Source organism: Psychrobium sp. nBUS_13 (assembly GCF_051201665.1).
Classification (GTDB): Bacteria; Pseudomonadota; Gammaproteobacteria; order Enterobacterales; family Psychrobiaceae; genus Psychrobium.
In genome coordinates, this window is sequence record NZ_CP179210.1 from 2,383,257 (window position 1) to 2,402,307 (window position 19,051).

A 19,051-nucleotide genomic window follows, 5' to 3' on the forward strand; every position below is an offset into this window, starting at 1 on the left:
CTACCTTATTACACGTTTTATCGTTGAGAGTAATTTTTCTGGGTTAAATGGTTTGACCAACCATCCTGTCGCACCGGCTGCTTTTCCACGTTGCTTCATTTCTGCAGAACTTTCAGTGGTGAGCATCAATACTGGTGTAAATTTAAATGCTGGTAACTGACGTAGTTCACCGCATAGCGCAATACCGTCCATCACTGGCATATTGACGTCAGTGATCACCAAATCAAACCGCTCCGTTTTTGCTTTATCTAGCCCTTCTTTACCATCACACGCCTCAACAGTATCGTATTGCTGTTGTTTAAGCGTGAATGAAACCATATTTCTGATTGAAGCAGAGTCATCAACTACTAAGATCTTTGCCATTTTATTTTCCTATAAATTCAGGGGTTAGTTTAATTTTAGAAGGTGGTTTAAGCCGAGACGAGAAGCACTTGTCAAAAGCTCATCGTTAACATTGATCCAAGATAAATCGATACTTTTACGATTAATATCAATAACCAAAGCGGTAAGTAACTGCAAGCCAGCAGTATCAATGCGAGATAACTCTCCAGCATCAATATTGACTTGGTTAATATCTTGTTTGGATTGAAGTTGCGTTAACATCAGCTGCTGAGTCTCGTTTACAACCGAGATGTCTAATGATTGTGGCAAACAAAATGTGATCGCTTCCATGCAATGTCCTTAAACTTATTGTGGGCTGCTCAAGCAATAATTGATTTAGATCAATTTATTAGTTCAAGCCTAATATAAAACTAGCATATCTATAAGTTTGTATTAGAGTCAAGAAAATATTAATAATAAAGAATAAGTTTATACCATAAAAAATGCACCCGAAGGTGCATTTAACGTAGTGTGAGTTAGTCATCGCAATCTACTTCTTTAACGCGTGTTCATGTTTTGCAAATCGTAACACCATGTAACCAAGTATACCTGACGTAAACGACCCGATTAAAATGGCTAATTTATCAGCAAACATAAACTGAGCAGGATCAGTAAAAGCCAGTGAATTTACGAATAGGCTCATCGTGAAACCAATTCCCGTTAAGATCGCCACGCCATAAAGTTGCGTCATACTGCTGTTGTCCGGCAACTTTGCTAATCCAAGCTTAATGGCAAGCCAGCTAAATCCAAATACTCCAAATTGCTTGCCAATAAACAGGCCAGGTAATACAACTTGCGCTGGTGTAGAGAGATGACCTTCGATTATTTCTCGTTTAACTTCAAGACCAATTAACAAGAAAAATACCGCCATCAAGCCATCATTTATCCACAATAATAGTGGCTTATCGATATGTAATGCCCCAAATCGGATCTCAACTGGCGTGTCGAGAAATGCATCATAAATCTCTGAAAGGCCGGTATTTTTTAACAGTAAGGCGATAATAGTAACAAATATCAGAACGATACCTGCCGAGGACTCTTTCTTAATAAACTCTTCTACAGCGTTCATTTACACACTCCCAAAATATAATGGCGCGATCATAAGATAAACGCCTGCTAAAGTCGACATATTATGTCCCATAATATGTCGACTTTATTCTTATTTTTAAGTGTCGCTGATCTAATGGGTATGTTGCGCCGCAAATTGTTCCATAAAATCAACCAAGGCTTTAACACCTTCTAATGGCATCGCGTTATAAATACTCGCGCGCATACCGCCCACGCTGCGATGGCCTTTAAGTGCCATTAGTCCAGCATCTTCGGCTTGCGCTAAGAATTTCTTGTCTAAGCTAGGATCAGATAGTAAAAATGTCACGTTCATTCGCGAGCGATACGCTGGTGCGACTGTGTTGACATAAAAATCAGAATTATCAATGGCATCATAAAGTAATTCGGATTTTTCAATATTCTTTTGCTCAATCGCTTTGACCCCCCCCTGCTCTAATAACCACTTAAAGACTTCACCTGCCAGATACCACGCAAATGTTGGCGGGGTGTTGAACATAGAGTCGTTGTCACTCGCTAATTGGTAATCCATAATCGATGGCGTAGTTGGCAAGCTGTGACCTAATAAGTCGTCGCGAACTATGACAATGGATAAACCCGATGGTCCAATATTCTTTTGAGCGCCAGCGTATATCACCCCATATTTTGATACATCAATTTCACGGGATAAAATGGTTGAAGACAAATCAGCCACCAACGGTGCATTAACTTGTGGCTCCTCACTCATCTCGATACCATCAACGGTTTCATTGGGACAGTAGTGAAAATAAGCGGCGTCATCACTAAGTTTCCAATCCGCTGGAGACGCGACGCCATGTTGGCCATTAACCGTTGCTTGAGTCGCAACGACATTGACTTCACCGTATTTCTTCGCTTCAATCACAGCTGATTTTGACCACGATCCTGTCACCAAATAATCAGCTTTACCTGTCATACCAATCAAATTCATTGGCACAGCCGCAAATTGTCCGCGTCCGCCGCCATGACAAAATAAGACTTTATAATTGTCGGGAATATTCATGAGCGTTCGCAGGTTTGCTTCAGCAGCCTGTGCAACGTCCATGAAGTGTTTGTCACGATGACTAAACTCCATGATCGAAATACCATGCTGCTGCCAATTAATAAATTCACTTTGCGCCTTTTCCATTACCGCTTTAGGTAACATCGCAGGACCTGCACAAAAGTTATAAACCGCGTTCATTCTAATCCCTCATAAATTGTATAAAATAAATTAATGTACAAACAAAAAGAGCGCCCTAAGGCGCTCTTTCAAATTGTGCTGTTACTGTGCGTCATTAGGCGGTGTTGCATCGCCGTCAACTTGCGGCGCGGCATTATCGCTCGCCTCACCTTCAGCAACTTCACTGTCGATTACTTCGCCATCGTGTTCAGGCGCTTGAATTTCTTCAATACGTTGTAGTGCTACAACTTTTTCACCTTCAATAGTGCGGATCAAGGTAACACCTTGCGTATTACGACCAACGGTAGAGACACCATCAACAGGCGTACGAACTAACGTCCCCTTGTTAGAGATAATCATGATTTCATCATTTTCATCAACCTGAACAGCGCCAATGACTAATCCGTTACGTTCGCTTACTTTAATAGAGACAACACCTTGAGTCGCACGACTCTTCGCTGGGTAATCTTCTAGAACGGTACGCTTACCGTAACCATTTTCAGTAACCGTTAAGATACAACCATCGCCATGAGGAACAATCAGTGATACCACTTTTTGCCCTTCTTTAAGCTTCATACCACGTACACCGGTACCCGTACGACCGATTGCACGACACTGCTCTTGGCTAAAGCGAACCACTTTACCTTCATCAGAGAACAGCATAATTTCGCTATCATCTTCAGTCAATGCTACACCAACTAACTCATCATCATCACGCAGATTAACAGCAATAATACCGTTTGCACGTGGACGAGAATAAGCCGTTAGATTTGTCTTCTTCACTGTACCGGCAGCAGTAGCCATTAAGATACATTTATCTTCAGTGTACTCACGTACAGGTAAAATAGCGGTGATACGTTCGTCTTTCTCAAGAGGTAGTAAGTTAACAATTGGCTTACCACGCGCTTGACGAGAAGCTAATGGCAACTGGTAGGTTTTCATCCAGTACATTTTACCGCGGTTTGAGAAACACAACATGGTGTCATGGGTATTAGCAACTAACAGACGTTCAATGAAATCTTCATCTTTCATCTTAGTCGCTGCTTTACCTTTACCACCACGGCGCTGTGCTTCATATTCTGTCAGCGGCTGGTACTTCACGTAGCCTTCATGAGAAAGCGTGACGACAACATCTTCTTCATTGATTAAGTCTTCAAGCGACAAGTCATGTGACGCGTTAGTGATTTCAGTACGGCGCTCATCACCAAATTCAGCAAGTACAGCTTCTAGCTCTTCAACAATCACTTCCATTAGTCGCTCAGGGCTACCTAGGATGTGTAACAGCTCAGCTATAAGCTCAAGAATATCTTTATACTCACCTAAGATTTTCTCGTGCTCAAGACCTGTTAAACGATGAAGTTTAAGCTCTAAGATTGCTTGTGCTTGTGTTTCTGTTAAGTAGTATTTGCCATCGCGAATACCAAACTCAGGCTCTAACCACTCTGGGCGAGCTGCATCATCACCAGCGTTTTCTAACATCGCAGCAACGTTGCCTAAATCCCAACCTTGAGCAACTAACGCAACTTTCGCGTCGCTAGGTGTTGCACAATTACGGATAACTTCAATCACAGGATCGATATTTGCTAATGCAATCGCTAATGCTTCAAGAATATGAGCACGTTCGCGCGCTTTGCGCAGTTCAAATACAGTACGGCGCGTAACAACTTCACGGCGATGACGTACAAAACTCTGTAACATCTCTTTTAGGTTAAACAACTTAGGACGATTGTCCTCAAGTGCCACCATGTTGATACCGAAAGATACTTGCATTTGCGTTTGTGAATACAGGTTATTTAGGACAACTTCACCCACTTCGCCGCGCTTGATTTCAATAACCATGCGCATGCCGTCTTTATCAGACTCATCACGCAGTGCACTAATGCCTTCAACTTTCTTATCACGAACCAGCTCTGCCATTTTTTCAATCAGGCGCGCTTTGTTTACTTGATAAGGCAGTTCGTGAACAATAATGGTTTCTTTACCATTATCTGCCACTTCAATGTCGGCTTTCGCACGAATACGTACCTTACCACGACCGGTTTTATAAGCGTCGATAATACCTTGACGACCACTGATAATACCCGCAGTTGGGAAATCAGGACCCGGAATATATTCTAATAATTCATCAATGGTAATATCGTTATTTTCAATAAAGGCCAAACAACCAGAGATAACTTCATTTAAGTTATGTGGTGGGATGTTTGTTGCCATACCTACCGCGATACCTGATGAGCCATTAACTAATAGATTAGGAATTCGCGTTGGTAATACAACTGGGATTTGTTCTGTACCATCGTAGTTAGGCGCAAAATCAACCGTTTCTTTTTCAAGATCGATTAATAATGAATGGGCCATCTTCTTCATTCTGATTTCGGTATAACGCATTGCCGCCGCGCTATCACCATCTACAGAACCAAAGTTACCCTGACCATCAACCAATGGGTAACGTAATGAGAAAGGCTGTGCCATACGTACGATAGTGTCGTAAACAGCGCTATCACCATGAGGGTGATATTTACCAATTACATCACCAACCACACGGGCAGATTTTTTGTACGCTTTATTCCAGTCGTTACCTAATACATCCATTGCAAAAAGTACGCGGCGATGTACGGGCTTTAAACCATCTCGCACATCTGGTAAGGCACGCCCTACGATTACACTCATGGCGTAATCTAGGTACGAATTCTTTAATTCGTCTTCGATATTAATCGGCGATACACTATTGGCCAACTCAGTCATAAATCCCTAAGATCCCTGTGTTTGTTAAAACAAAACCTGTTGTATGTAATATTTATTATTGTAATACGACACAAAAGGCAAAAAATAGAGCCTGATTCTAGCACAGTGTGTCGATGTTACTAGCGCTAATATCCCTTAATTTTGGATTCTAGGGCCATTAACGGCCAAATTTGATAAAAACACCAATTTATCGACTACTTATTAACCACCTTTAAAAGTGTCTCAAAATAGCGCTCATGCGTTTACAATATATGGGTTGTGCTTGTTATATCAAGACCCTTATAATGTGGCCTTTCTCGTTAATGATGTTTACCTTCCTATGTCTCAATCTAATCTAGAACAGCCATTAAATGAGGCTGTTAATGTCGATCCTCAAGAAATTGAAAAGTTTTCTGCGTTAGCACAGCAATGGTGGGATTTACACGGCGAATTTAAACCGCTGCATTTAATGAATCCAACACGATTAAATTATGTGAGTGATAAAGCAGACGGACTATTTGGTAAGCAGGTCATCGATGTCGGTTGTGGCGGCGGGATCTTAAGTGAGTCAATGGCAAAGCTTGGCGCACAAGTTCTGGGGATTGATATGGCAGAACAATCACTTAATGTGGCCAAATTACATGCCCTAGAGTCTGGCGTTAGCAATGTTAGCTATCAGCAAATACCCGTCGAGACGCTAGCCGAGCAGCAACCTCATTCATTTGACGTTGTCACCTGTATGGAAATGCTTGAGCATGTACCAGATCCACAGTCAATTGTTCGCGCCTGTTTTAAATTGGTTAAGCCAGGTGGTCAGGTATTCTTCTCGACACTTAATCGTACTAACCGTGCTTATTTATTGGCCATTATCGGTGCCGAACATATTTTAAGGCTTGTTCCAAAAGGCACCCATGAACATAAGAAGTTTATTCGCCCAAGTGAATTAATCCGCTTTGTCGATAACAGCGACGCGCGTTGTCTCGATGCTATTGGTGTTCATTACAACCCATTGACTGAGCAATTTAAGACCAATAATGATTTATCGGTGAATTATCTCATTCATTGTCAACCAAATAGCTAACGTTAATCTCATTGTTATAAAGGGAAGTACCATGAATGATTCAATGAATATTAAAGCCGTATTATTTGACCTCGATGGTACTTTACTCGATACCGCTCTCGATCTTGGCGGCGCAGTTAATCGACTGCTAGCCCGCGATAATCTGCCGCTATTGTCAAAGGACGTTATTTATCAAACAGCTTCGCAAGGATCGTTAGCGCTGGTAAAAGCAGGATATGGCCTAGACTTGTCACCGGAACAATACACTGACCTTCGCAGTGAGTTCTTAGCAAATTACACGGCGCACATTAATGAACAAACAACCTTCTTTGATGGCGTAAATCACTTATTAGACACGCTGGACAGACACGATATTGTATGGGGCATCGTAACCAATAAACCAACACTCTATACAACACAACTCTTGGCCCATTACCCACGATTGGCAAATTGCGCCGTTGTAATATGTGGCGATACATTAGAGGTTGCGAAACCCAGTCCAAGACCATTACTGTTAGCCGCAAATAAAATAAGTATCGTACCTGAAGCAATTATGTATGTAGGTGATGCTCGAACAGATATTGACGCATCTTCAGCTGCCAAAATGACGAGCGTTGCTGCCAATTATGGCTATATTCCTGAAAACGATCCTGCTCATACATGGCATAGCGATCATTTAATCGGTCATTGCTTAGATCTTTGTACTATTTTAGCGATCAATGAATAAAAGTTGACGTTTTGTATAAGATTTAGCACCTTCAAAATGGTGTTAAATCAAGCGTTCGAATGATAAAAAAAATAATTAAAAAATGGTGATTTAAAATTGAAAATTTTAAAATTAACCAGAGCTAATCCTCAAAATGATAGTTCCCACTAACCTGTGTTACTAAATGTAAATTATCCACAGCTTATCCTATTTTTTAACACTTGCAATATCCCTTAATCCACCTTATCTTGTATCCCACATTTTTTAAAAACCTATATCTTGTGTATTTAGACCAAAGCAAACACTAGAGAAAATAAAGTGATTTTAACGCGCTTTATTATCCTTAGTTGGGACTTGCAAAGTAAAAGGACTACTTACCAGCGTGATGCATTGCATCGCGGAACGTGGGTTCGTAATAACAGCAACGGATAATAATAATGAATACAAATCTTCTGGTGACCAAGCGTAGTGGTAAACAAGAACCTATTGATCTGGATAAGATCCATAAAGTACTCGATTGGGCTGCAAAAGGACTAGATAATGTGTCGGTTTCTCAGGTTGAGATCAAAGCACATATTCAGTTTTACATGGGCATTGAAACCAAAGATATTCATGAAACCATTATTAAAGCCGCCGCGGATCAGATTTCTGAAACAACACCTGATTATCAATACATGGCTGCTCGCCTAGCCATATTTCATCTTCGTAAGAAAGCTTATGGCCAATTTGAGCCACCGCACATCTATCATCACACAGTAAAAATGTGTGCCGAAAAGCGCTATGATGAACATCTTTTAGCTGATTATACGCGTGAAGAATTTAACCTGATGAACGACGCGTTAGATCATTCGCGTGATTTAAATTTCAGTTATGCCGCTGTGAAACAATTGGAAGGTAAATACCTACTTCAAAATCGCAGTACGGGTGAAATATTCGAAAGCGCGCAGTTCCTTTATATGTTAATTGCGGCTGCATTGTTTTCTAAATACCCAACTGAAACGCGTATGAAATATATTGTCCATTTTTATGATGCGGTATCGCAGTTCAAAATTTCGTTACCTACACCGATTATGGCTGGTGTACGTACGCCAACTCGTCAGTTTAGTTCATGTGTCCTTATTGAATGTGATGACAACCTTGATTCAATTAACGCGACATCAAGCTCAATCGTTAAATACGTGAGTCAACGCGCTGGTATCGGAATCAATGCAGGTAGTATTAGAGCATTAGGAAGCCCAATTCGAGGCGGTGAAGCTAACCATACTGGCTGTATTCCATTTTATAAGCATTTCCAAACCGCTGTTAAAAGTTGTTCACAAGGTGGTGTACGTGGCGGTGCTGCAACGTTGTTTTACCCACTCTGGCATCTTGAAGTTGAATCGTTATTAGTATTAAAAAATAACCGTGGTGTTGAAGAAAACCGTGTTCGTCATATGGACTACGGTGTTCAGTTTAACAAAACCATGTACCAACGCTTGATTAAAGGTGAAGACATTACCTTATTCTCACCAAGTGATGTCCCAGGCTTATATGATGCATTCTTTGCAGACCAAGACAAATTTGAAGCGCTTTACACGCAATATGAGCAAGATGATTCAATTCGCAAACAATCTATTAATGCCTCTGAATTATTCTCGTTATTTGCGCAAGAACGAGCAGGAACAGGTCGTATTTATCTTCAAAATGTTGATCACTGTAATACGCACAGTCCGTTTGACCCGAGTGTGGCACCAATTAAACAATCTAACTTATGTTTAGAAATTGCATTACCGACTAAACCACTGCAAAGCTTTGACGATCCAAACGGTGAAATTGCCCTATGTACTCTGTCTGCATTTAACTTAGGCATCATTAAATCACTGGATGAATTAGAAGAGCTTGCTGAGCTGGCGGTACGCGCACTCGATAATCTGCTAAGTTATCAAGATTACCCTATTATTGCGGCGCAACAATCGAGCTTGGCGCGTCGTACCCTAGGTATAGGCGTCATTAACTACGCTTATTACCTTGCTAAGAACGGCGTACGTTATTCAGATGGCAGCGCGAACCAATTGACCCATGATACCTTTGAAGCGATACAGTATTATTTGCTAAAAGCATCAAACAAACTGGCAAAAGAAGTCGGTGCGTGTGATTGGTTTAATGAAACAACTTACGCCAAGGGCATCTTGCCAATAGATACCTATAAAAAAGATCTTGATGCACTGTGTTCTAACGAATTAAAACTTGATTGGGAATCGCTACGTCAAGACATTAAAGAGCATGGCTTACGTAACTCGACCTTGTCAGCCTTGATGCCATCAGAGACATCATCACAAATTTCAAATGCCACTAACGGCATTGAACCACCCCGTGGTTTGATTAGTGTAAAAACGAGTAAAGATGGTATTTTAAAACAAGTTGTACCTGACTATTTAAGCCTTAAAAATGACTATGAGCTGCTTTGGAATATTCCAAGTAACGACGGTTATTTACACCTTGTCGGCTTAATGCAGAAATTTGTCGACCAAGCAATTTCAGCCAACACAAATTACGATCCAGCTAAATTTGATAGTGGTAAAGTCCCTATTAAGCGTATCATTAAAGATTTATTAACAGCGTACAAATACGGTGTTAAAACACTTTATTATCACAACACTCGTGATGGTGCTGATGATTCTCAAGGCGATATTGTTATTGAGAAAGAAGATGAAGGCTGTGAAGGCGGCGCGTGTAAAATATAAATAAAATGGCTCAGGCAATTTCGTCTGAGTCCTTTTTGACCGACCAAGATAATAATAAAAGCCATCAGGCAATTTAAGGATAAGTTAGAGGCCACCATGACCTACTCAACGTTTAACCAAACAAAGAATGATCCACTACTTGAGCCAATGTTTTTGGGCAATTCAGTCAACGTATCTCGTTTCGATCAGCAAAAACTGCCGATTTTTGAAAAGCTGATTGAAAAACAAATTTCATTTTTCTGGCGCCCAGAAGAAGTTGATATTTCAAAAGATCGTATGGATTGGCAACAGCTTACTAAAAGTGAACAACATATCTTCATTAGTAATCTTAAGTACCAAACGTTGTTAGATTCAATCGCTGCGCGTAGTGTCAATGTGACATTACTACCGCTAGTTTCATTGCCAGAAATGGAAACATGGATCGAAACATGGGGCTTCTTTGAAACGATTCATTCTCGTTCATACACGCATATTTTACGTAACCTATTTACCGATCCGTCAGATGTGTTTGATGATATTTTAATTAATGAGAATATCCTTGACCGTGCATCAGACATCGCTAAATACTTTGACGACGTTATTGTGACAACACAGCTTTTACAAGCACAAGGTGAAGGTACATACAACGTTGAAGGTAGTAGCATTGAAGTTAGTAAGCGCAAGCTAAAAGAACGCTTATTCTTGTGTATGTGTTCTGTAAATGCATTAGAAGCTGTTCGTTTCTACGTGAGCTTTGCGTGTTCATTTGCCTTTGCTGAGCGTAAATTGCTCGAAGGTAACTCAAAGATTATTAAATTAATTGCCCGCGACGAGTCAGTTCATTTAACGGGTACGCAACACATTCTTAATTTATGGGCTGAAGGTAAAGATGACCCAGAGATGAAAGATATCAGTGAGCAGATGAAAGATGAAGGCTTACAAATTTTCATGAATGTCGTTGAGCAAGAAAAAAATTGGGCTGATTACTTATTCAAAGATGGCTCAATGATTGGCATGAATAGCGAAATTCTAAAACAATACGTTGAATACATCGCCAATCAGCGGTTAATCGCCATCGGTCATGTGCCACCATTTGAGACTAAGACAAATCCCCTGCCGTGGATTAATACCTACTTAGTGTCCGACAATGTACAGGTTGCGCCGCAAGAAAGTGAAATTTCATCGTATCTCGTTGGTCAAATCGACAGCGAGTTAGATAACGATGAGTTTGACGATTTTGATCTGTAAACGTTAGCTGTAATATAGTCTTATGAATAAAACAGTGACCTACAATAACGTGCAATGTGATGAAGCTATCGGCCCTGATAGTAAAATCACGACGTTAGAATACCTTGAGTCCCAAGGACTCAAGGTAAACTATCACTGTCGAGATGGCACCTGCGGTGCTTGTCGCTGTCAATTAAACCGTGGCTCTGTTGCTTATACAACCGAACCTCTCGCCTATATAAGAGATGGAGAAATCCTCACCTGTTGCACCACGCCAACTTCGGATATCGACATTACTTGCGAGTTTTAATCTCCTAAATGCCATAAAGTTGTAACATTTCTTAATATTCACTAGAATACACTTTATGGTAATTACTGGTTCTTCTTTATGGCTACCTCTCAAATTTCTAGCCCAATTACAGCAACACTTTCAACAACTTCTCCTTTTGACAAATTAGATCATGTCGTCGCCATTGGCGGTGGTCACGGTTTAGGCCGTGTTCTTTCGTCTCTTTCTCATCTCGGCGAAAAACTAACAGGTATTGTAACCACCACAGACAATGGCGGCTCGACAGGACGTCTGCGAGAAGCAGCAAACTGTATTGCATGGGGTGATCTGCGCAATTGCATCAATCAACTAACCACCCGCCCTACCGTTGCAAGTCAATTATTTGAATATCGATTTATTGGTCAAGGTGATCTAGCAGAGCATAATCTGGGTAATTTAATGTTGCTGGCGATGGACCAAATGAGCGTTCGGCCTCTGGACGCTATTAATGTCATTCGAGAAATGCTTGATGTTAAAAGCAGTATTATTCCAATGTCAGAGCAACCCACGCACCTTGTTGCTGTTACACAAACGCGGCAACGGGTTTTTGGCGAAACTCATATTGATGAAATGTCTGCAATGCCCCAGAGCTTATTGTTAGAGCCACAAGTTAGTGCAACGCCTGAAGCAATTCAAGCGATTGAAAAAGCACAATTATTGATTATTGGACCAGGCAGCTTGCTCACAAGCATCATGCCGCCACTTATCATGCCTGAAATTCAACAAGCGATTACCAAAAGCAAAGCGAAGAAAATTTTTATTACTAACTTAATAGCAGAAAATAGTCCCGCTGGTCATATCTCTAAAAGCGCATTGCTAAAATGGTCTACAGATATCACGACATTAGCAGGACCAGACGCTATCTTGATTAATTCAGAATGTTCAAAATCGAAAGGTGATTATTACTACCGTGATATTGCCAGTAAAACCTCTCCTTATCATGATAGGATCAAGCTAAAAACGGCACTCATTGATGTTTATAATCAAATATCGTTGGAAACAATGACAGTAACTAACTGATCAACTTCATCACGATATTTATGAAGCGCCGCACTCAGTTGTGGCGTTTTTGATTCAGCTAACCCCACACACCATAACCAACTGATTAGTGCGTAATAGAGTTTAAAATACGATAACCTTTCAAGATCAATGACAGTGCTATTATATGACTCAAGATAGCCAATAAACGGACCTTCAATATCCTGATCGCATTCAACAATAAATGCAGCGTAATCAAAATAAGCATCGCCTACACTCGCATATTCCCAATCTAACCACACCACATTTTCAGAAGTCACAATTAAGTTACTTAGGTTGAGATCCCCATGAATAAGCGCCGTATTATCAAAGGAAATATTGCGTAGCAGTGCATAACACCTCTGATAACGAATTTTATCCTCCAGGGTCGCATCGATAATCAAGGTCCAATAATCATCAATTAACGACAGTTTATTCACTGATGGCCGCTGAATAGGCGCATTTGGTAAGCTTTGGTGCAATAACGATAGTTGGCGGGCAATAGTATTGAGATAATAAGAACTTAAAGGGATATCCTTAGCTAAACTACCATCGATATAATCCATTATTATCAAGTTAAGCAATTGACCATCGATTGTAATGCTCTCAAGCGCACCGGCGTTGGCAGAGAGTTTACCAGCATGGCGCATTAAGGCGTATTCTTGGCGAGCCAATAGGCTGTCGTCAATGCTGCGAACAACGCATTGTGCCGTTATTTGGTTTGATTGATAAGTGACTAAATAGAGACGCTGACTCAGGCCTCCTATCATCGGTGAAACATCGATAATCACAAGGTCTGAGAAGTATTGAGTTAATGCAAGCGCTGACGCATTAAGCACGTTGCGGTGCCAGCGTCTGAGTTGTTGCTATATATTGAGCGCGCCATTTGACATAGCCAAACACCACCATCACGCAATAAAACATGAATAGTAATGCTGTTGGATTAAAGCCTTTGGCTAAATACAAATAGATAGATGCAGCGTCAATTACTAGCCAATATATCCAATTCTCGAGTATTTTTTGCGTGACCATCCACGTGGTAAAGACAGCAAACACCGTTGTTACAGTATCGAGATAGGCAAAATCTGCATGCGTATAATTCGCCATGATATAACCACCCACAGCGCTAATTATTGAAAGAATACCAATAACTTTAACATGCTTTTTCCATGACCACGATTGAATAGGCGTTGATAACCCAGCGTCATCTTTTTTATGCCATGCCCACCAACCATAAATCGCCATTAGCAAGTAATACGCATTAAGGGCTGATTCCATTAATAGCGCACTATCCCAAAAAAGAACGGTATAAATAGTCGTTGATCCAAAAGCGGCTGGCCAGCACCACTGACTTTGTTTCATCGCCAATAATAAATAGGCAACAGCTAGCGCGACAGCAAGCAGCTCCCAGGGAGAGCTTGCTATAAGTCCGTCAATGGCAGAACTAAAAAACTCAATCATCGTGAGGCTTTAGAACGGGATCTAAATCAGCATTAATAAACTTACACACGAATATCATTTTCCCAAAATGCTCAAATGAATATTTCATCGCCTGGCTTAATACATCCATCACGACATCGTAATCACCAAAGATCTGGGTACTCATAGTGTTGCAACTAATACGTAAACCGTCTGTTGCTTTGAGCCGCTCAATAAAGTCCTTAATCGGCACAATATAATCTTCGTTAAGGGGGTAATTACTAATTTCAACAGATAACTTCATTACCAGTTAACCTCAACTGATAGATTGACGGTTGAAGGCGAACCTAGCTGAACGTAATTACGTGCTTCGTAGCCGTTTCGCGGATCATTGCCAAAGTAAAAACCACGCACCGCATATTCACGGTCAAACACATTATTAGCGGCTAAATTAATTTTCCAATCGCTACCTTGGTAGCCAAGTGCAATATTAGTCAATGCATAGAAATCCGATTGTTGATTATGGCCATCAGAATAATAGAAAGAATCTTTACCCTGTATTTCTGCATTAGCATAAAAACCATTGTCAGCTTGATATTTGGCACCGACACTAAATTGATACTCCGGCGCATGGGCCATTTGACGATTATGCATATCCAAATTACTACCGTGTTTATTGATCACGACATAATCTTTGATACGCGTTATTAAATACCCCACGTTGTAATACAAATCTAGGTTATCGTTGTAGCTATAACGCGTTTCTAATTCAATACCATAACCTCGGCCTGAGCCTGCATTGTCGTTATAACCAATAAATGTTTCAGCGCTGTTATCAGCAACTTTATCCGTTACCCAACCTTTCAATTGTGGGTCTTTTCTATAATTATAAAATGCGGCTAAACGAATATTAAGATTATTATCTAAACTACGCCCTTTGACGCCAAATTCAGCGCTGTATAAGGTCTCAGGATCAAATGTCGCATTAGTTGCTAGTTGAGACTGTAAAGCTGGATCAGAAATACTACCTGCTTTTGCTAATGCGTCCCCGTTAACACCACCGGCTTTATCACTGCGTGATAGCGACACATAAGTCATTGCCTGTTCGTTCACTTGATTAGTTACATTAAAATGTAAACCATAGAGATTGTCATCAACCTTGCGTGAAACACCATTATTATCAACATAGTCAATATCGTATTGTCCGATACGAGCGCCAAATGTCATGCTGGTTTTGTGTGACAGTTGATGCTGCAACTCACCGTATATAGCCTGATCACTATGCTGATTATCGCTGACAAAATCTTGGTCGGCATAGGTATATGCACGCGTTAGACCACTATCACGCTCACTTAAATAGATACCTGCAACCCATGACGTTGTGTTATTAAACAACGTTGCACCTTTTGATAGTAAGCGAACATCTACATTTGATTGTTTACGAGTACGCGTATAGGCATCAAATGCACTGTACTCCCAGCCTTCTCGTATGCCAACATACGACCAATCTTCGTCGTAGCTGTACAATAAATCACTGTCTAAACTTGAGGCTAATACCTGAATCTCGACATTATCAAAGCCTTGATAATAAGCACTTACCCCAATCGCTTTGGTCTCTTGTGTATCTTGACCGGGTTCATCGGACAATGTACGGCCATTTTCATCTAGTGAAAAAGCATCATAGCCGTTATCAACATCAATAAAATGTAAGGTTGTGTTAATCACCAAGTCTTCGGTTGCTTGCCAATTGGTTTTTAATTTGACATTGCTTTCGTCAATATCATTAGTATCGTCACGCATTAGGTGATCGTTAGTAACATAGCCATCACTTTGCTGCGTTTGAACTGACAAACGAGCGTTAACGTTATTTGTAACGGCGCCGCCCATTGCAATACCGGCGCCAAAGGTACCGTAATCACCAACGCTTAACATCGCTCTATTCGTTTGGTCAGCCGTTACTGGTGTTGAATCAATCGCGATAATCCCTGCCATGGCGTCATTACCAAACTGGGTTCCTTGGGGCCCGCGATATAACTCAACGGTGTCAACGTCAAACAATGCGCCTGCGCCACCTAGCCCAGCGTAATTGATGCCATCAATTAATAACCCGACTGACGGATTGATCGGATCAACGAATTGGCTTCGTAATCCGATACCACGAATTTGAACAAAGTTTCCGCGACTAGCGCCGCTAGAAAAATTGACATTAGCTAGATTTCCTAATAGCTCCTGAGTATGCATCGCATTGCGGTCGACAATTTCGTTGTTACCAATAACAGAAATACTGCCGGCGGTTTTCATTAAATTTGCTTGACGAAAATTAGACGTTACTTCAATAACCTCTAATTTTTTCTCAGTGTCTGAACTTGCGAATGCAGGGGTACAAAGGATGGCTAAACTAATAAGCGACAATGCTTTTTTCATTGATTTTCCAGTAAATTTTATAGTCGCTCGCCTTTAGCAGACGAGCCGTAATTGAATTTAATGCGACTCTCACAGTCAATGCTATTTCTTTTTCTTATAAATGCAGTTTTCGCCCTCAGGACGAGTCTTTAATATACGTAATATCCACATGTATTGCGTCAAATCTCTCATAATTAAATCTTCTATCAAATGATTTAAAAACTGAGCTTCAGATTCTTTACAGTCTTCCGCGCCTGAACAATCAAATGGCGGCTCAATAGTTAAATTGAAACGATGGTATTCAACATCATAGGCAATATGCAGAGGGATAATTCGCCCTTTGGTGGCTTTACATAAACGACTTAAAATTGGCAATGATGCCTTTTGAGTATCAAAGAACGTAGCAAACTCACACTTGTCTGCGCCATGATCTTGATCTGGAAGAAAGAACAAATGTTTACCTTCTTTCATGCCCTTTAACATGACACGAATACCGCCTTCACGTACATAGACACTGTCACAAAAACGAGTACGTTGCCTCACCGATAACCAGTTATAAATAGGGTTTTTATGCTCATTAATAAAGGTCACCATTGGCATGCCGCCAGCCATAAAGTAGGTCCCTGCGTATTCTAGTCCCCACGTATGTCCAGCAACAAAAATCGCTTGCTCACCATCGTCGACAATTTTCTTAAAATGCTCAAGACCTTGAACATTATAGCGACTCATAATGTGGCATTTAGAACGAAACGCCAGCTCTGCCTGGCCAAGTACCGAGAGTAAAAACATTTCGATATTTTTGTATATAAGCGCTTTACGCTCTTCTTCAGTCATATCCGAAAAACACGCTTTTAAATTACAATCAATCACATGAACGGGTTTCTTTGCAATGCGATACACAAACCCCGTTAATCGCACTGCAATCCAATCTCGTATTTTCACCGGTGTGTAGGCGCATATCACTAAAAACAGCACCATTAGCCAAGTTCCCCAATATTTGGGATGTAAAAAGCTCCACTTGAAAGGCACTTTATAAAGGTATTTATCCAAACTGCTCATTAAAAATCCATTAACTGACTGTTGTTTTACGTTTTGCTCTAAAATAATGTTTATTATCGTAAAACGTTTTATCTTCATTTGCTGGCCACCATCCAGGCACACCTAACATCGGTAAAGGGTACAAACGTCGGTTATCTTTCAACAACTCCCCTAAATTTTTCGCCAATAGTGTATCTAAATATTGATACTTATCCCAGAAATTAAGCGCAAAAAACTCAGACTGCACTTTTAAATACAGTGCTTTACCAGTAAAGCCGATGTAAGGATCGAGTGATTTTTCATAATTAGCATGGCCAATTATCGTTGCACTCACTTTTTTTCTCCAGAATGACCTTTTATCAACAAACCCTTCACGCCACTCATGATTTGTTAAATGCTCCATTATATCGTCGTCAGTGTAGGCAATGATCACACCGCATTCATCAAATAGCGTTATTGCATCACGACATGGCGTACGCTTATGACTACCGTATTGCGCCATATGTTCCACATGAAGACGGTTCATTTCTTTTTTAGTTTGTGGAAAAAGCAAAAAGATAAGGGCATTAAAGAAGTCATGCCAATTAGCAGGACGCGTGGGGACAAGCCCTTGTTCAAAAATTCGTTGCTCGTAATAAATACCATCCCTTAGCAATTCGTCATTTTGTTCAACCAAGGTTAAGGGTTGACCTTGATAATTAGCCAAATCATTGGGTAGTAATTTGTTTAATTCTTCGCAACTTGGCCAACTCAACCAACCTTTATGGCCTAAAAGACGATTTAAATCATTAAAAATAGGCGATTTCTTAAAAAAATCAGCTTGCCACTGTTGCATCACTTATACAAACCATTATACCTTTACTAGATATCGGTATTGTAACGCTTTTATATTGCATACCGCCAATTAGGAACAACAAAATATGATAAAAATAATAAAACGCTCAGCATTTTTAGCGACTTGTTTATTTGCGGTGCCATCTTTTGCATCAACAAGCGAAATGAATATTCCAGAAAAAGCAGATGCCTTTGCCCCTTATCAAGCAAGTTACGCTTTATTTAGAAAGGGGAGTGAACTTGGAAAAGGACATCGTAAGCTCACAAGTACAGGCGATGGATATAAACTATCGTCAAGCAGTAACATTAAATGGTTACTTCTGTCTGATACTCGCAAGGAAGACAGCGAGTTTTCTCTTGTAAAAGACATATTCGTGCCAAAAAGCTATCGATATGAACGCACTGGTACTGGGCGAGACCGTGAAGAAACCATCGAGTTTTCAGACAAAAATATAACGTCTGTCTATAAGAATAATGAAAAGAGCTTCCGCCCTATTCAACTCACATTTGATCCACTTATTTATCAACTAGCCCTTCGTAAGGACTTAATCGCTAATAAGAAAGTGTTGTCTTATCATTTGGTACGTCGCGGCAATGAAACAAATTATACGTTTGAACGTGTTGGAACTGAAGATGTCAAAACACCCATTGGCCGCTTCGAAGCAATCAAATTACGCCGTGTTCGTGAAAATTCGACGCGCAATACGCTAATTTGGGTTGCCCCATTGCTTAATTACAGTGTTGTGAAAATGACGCAGTATAAAGATGGTCAAGAGCAAGCTGATTTACAACTTAATTGGTTACACTTCGACTAATCTCTAAGTTGTCTAATTATTATCGATAATGCCGCATCATTGATGATAGCGGCATTTTTATTTTAATCAGCAGACGTCAAAAATAGTTTTATACCAATTGCATTAAGTAAGTGATCTTGTTGTGCGTAGAGAAAATCAGCTAAAACAAGGCGCTC

The 19,051-nt window shown here is 40.5% G+C and carries 18 protein-coding genes; 7 read left to right on the plus strand and 11 right to left on the minus strand.

Annotation, left to right across the window (positions count from 1 at the left end; genetic code table 11):
- The 5 genes from ACMAZF_RS10880 to gyrA form a co-directional block, all read right to left on the minus strand.
- Entirely contained in the window at positions 1-363 is a 363-nt protein-coding gene (locus ACMAZF_RS10880; protein ID WP_435273870.1) for a response regulator, read from the minus strand.
- Positions 364-387: 24 nt separating this feature from the next.
- On the minus strand, positions 388-672 hold the full coding sequence (locus ACMAZF_RS10885; protein WP_435273871.1) for an STAS domain-containing protein: 285 nt from the start codon (positions 670-672) through the stop codon (positions 388-390).
- 199 nt (positions 673-871) lie between these two features.
- On the minus strand, positions 872-1,450 hold the full coding sequence (locus tag ACMAZF_RS10890; RefSeq protein ID WP_435273872.1) for a Na+/H+ antiporter NhaA: 579 nt from the start codon (positions 1,448-1,450) through the stop codon (positions 872-874).
- Between the two features lie 111 nt (positions 1,451-1,561).
- Positions 1,562-2,647 (minus strand): 3-phosphoserine/phosphohydroxythreonine transaminase, encoded by a 1,086-nt coding sequence (gene serC, locus ACMAZF_RS10895; RefSeq protein WP_435273873.1) that lies wholly within the window; start codon positions 2,645-2,647, stop codon positions 1,562-1,564.
- Positions 2,648-2,728: 81 nt separating this feature from the next.
- Positions 2,729-5,368, minus strand: coding sequence for a DNA topoisomerase (ATP-hydrolyzing) subunit A (gyrA, locus tag ACMAZF_RS10900; RefSeq protein WP_435273874.1), 2,640 nt, complete (start codon positions 5,366-5,368; stop codon positions 2,729-2,731).
- Between the two features lie 319 nt (positions 5,369-5,687).
- Between gyrA and ubiG the strand changes: the two genes are divergently transcribed.
- The 6 genes from ubiG to yvcK all read left to right on the plus strand — a co-directional run bounded on the left by ubiG (position 5,688) and on the right by yvcK (position 12,390).
- A complete protein-coding gene (gene ubiG / locus ACMAZF_RS10905; protein WP_435273875.1) occupies positions 5,688-6,428 on the plus strand; it encodes a bifunctional 2-polyprenyl-6-hydroxyphenol methylase/3-demethylubiquinol 3-O-methyltransferase UbiG in 741 nt (246 codons plus the stop codon).
- A gap of 31 nt (positions 6,429-6,459) precedes the next feature.
- A complete protein-coding gene (locus ACMAZF_RS10910; RefSeq protein ID WP_435273876.1) occupies positions 6,460-7,134 on the plus strand; it encodes an HAD family hydrolase in 675 nt (224 codons plus the stop codon).
- Between the two features lie 416 nt (positions 7,135-7,550).
- Positions 7,551-9,836 (plus strand): class 1a ribonucleoside-diphosphate reductase subunit alpha, encoded by a 2,286-nt coding sequence (gene nrdA / locus ACMAZF_RS10915; RefSeq protein WP_435273877.1) that lies wholly within the window; start codon positions 7,551-7,553, stop codon positions 9,834-9,836.
- Between the two features lie 96 nt (positions 9,837-9,932).
- Positions 9,933-11,063, plus strand: coding sequence for a class Ia ribonucleoside-diphosphate reductase subunit beta (nrdB, locus tag ACMAZF_RS10920; protein ID WP_435273878.1), 1,131 nt, complete (start codon positions 9,933-9,935; stop codon positions 11,061-11,063).
- A 22-nt stretch (positions 11,064-11,085) separates the two neighbouring features.
- Positions 11,086-11,352 carry a class I ribonucleotide reductase maintenance protein YfaE gene (gene yfaE / locus ACMAZF_RS10925; RefSeq protein ID WP_435273879.1) on the plus strand — a complete coding sequence of 89 codons (267 nt, stop codon included), beginning with the start codon at positions 11,086-11,088 and terminating at the stop codon, positions 11,350-11,352.
- A 78-nt stretch (positions 11,353-11,430) separates the two neighbouring features.
- Entirely contained in the window at positions 11,431-12,390 is a 960-nt protein-coding gene (gene yvcK, locus ACMAZF_RS10930) for a uridine diphosphate-N-acetylglucosamine-binding protein YvcK (protein WP_435273880.1), read from the plus strand.
- On the opposite strand, the gene ACMAZF_RS10935 is transcribed toward yvcK, so the two are convergent.
- The 6 genes from ACMAZF_RS10935 to ACMAZF_RS10960 all read right to left on the minus strand — a co-directional run bounded on the left by ACMAZF_RS10935 (position 12,354) and on the right by ACMAZF_RS10960 (position 18,082).
- Positions 12,354-13,226, minus strand: a complete 873-nt coding sequence (locus ACMAZF_RS10935) for a phosphotransferase (protein WP_435273881.1) — start codon at positions 13,224-13,226, stop codon at positions 12,354-12,356. The genes yvcK and ACMAZF_RS10935 overlap by 37 nt on opposite strands.
- Complete coding sequence (pnuC, locus tag ACMAZF_RS10940; protein WP_435277229.1) at positions 13,219-13,845, minus strand: nicotinamide riboside transporter PnuC; 627 nt, start codon at positions 13,843-13,845, stop codon at positions 13,219-13,221. The genes ACMAZF_RS10935 and pnuC overlap by 8 nt, the downstream gene beginning before the upstream one ends.
- Positions 13,841-14,110, minus strand: a complete 270-nt coding sequence (locus ACMAZF_RS10945) for a YkoF family thiamine/hydroxymethylpyrimidine-binding protein (protein ID WP_435273882.1) — start codon at positions 14,108-14,110, stop codon at positions 13,841-13,843. Before ACMAZF_RS10945 ends, pnuC begins: the two co-directional genes overlap by 5 nt.
- The gene (locus ACMAZF_RS10950) at positions 14,110-16,230 is read right to left on the minus strand and encodes a TonB-dependent receptor (protein WP_435273883.1); all 2,121 of its coding nucleotides are present in this window, start codon (positions 16,228-16,230) and stop codon (positions 14,110-14,112) included. Before ACMAZF_RS10950 ends, ACMAZF_RS10945 begins: the two co-directional genes overlap by 1 nt.
- A gap of 81 nt (positions 16,231-16,311) precedes the next feature.
- Entirely contained in the window at positions 16,312-17,346 is a 1,035-nt protein-coding gene (locus tag ACMAZF_RS10955; RefSeq protein WP_435273884.1) for a lauroyl-Kdo(2)-lipid IV(A) myristoyltransferase, read from the minus strand.
- Positions 17,279-18,082, minus strand: a complete 804-nt coding sequence (locus ACMAZF_RS10960; RefSeq protein ID WP_435273885.1) for a DUF3025 domain-containing protein — start codon at positions 18,080-18,082, stop codon at positions 17,279-17,281. Before ACMAZF_RS10960 ends, ACMAZF_RS10955 begins: the two co-directional genes overlap by 68 nt.
- 85 nt (positions 18,083-18,167) lie before the next feature.
- On the opposite strand from ACMAZF_RS10960, the gene ACMAZF_RS10965 reads away from it, so the two are divergent.
- Positions 18,168-18,896 carry a DUF3108 domain-containing protein gene (locus ACMAZF_RS10965; RefSeq protein ID WP_435273886.1) on the plus strand — a complete coding sequence of 243 codons (729 nt, stop codon included), beginning with the start codon at positions 18,168-18,170 and terminating at the stop codon, positions 18,894-18,896.
- Positions 18,897-19,051 lie beyond the last annotated feature (155 nt).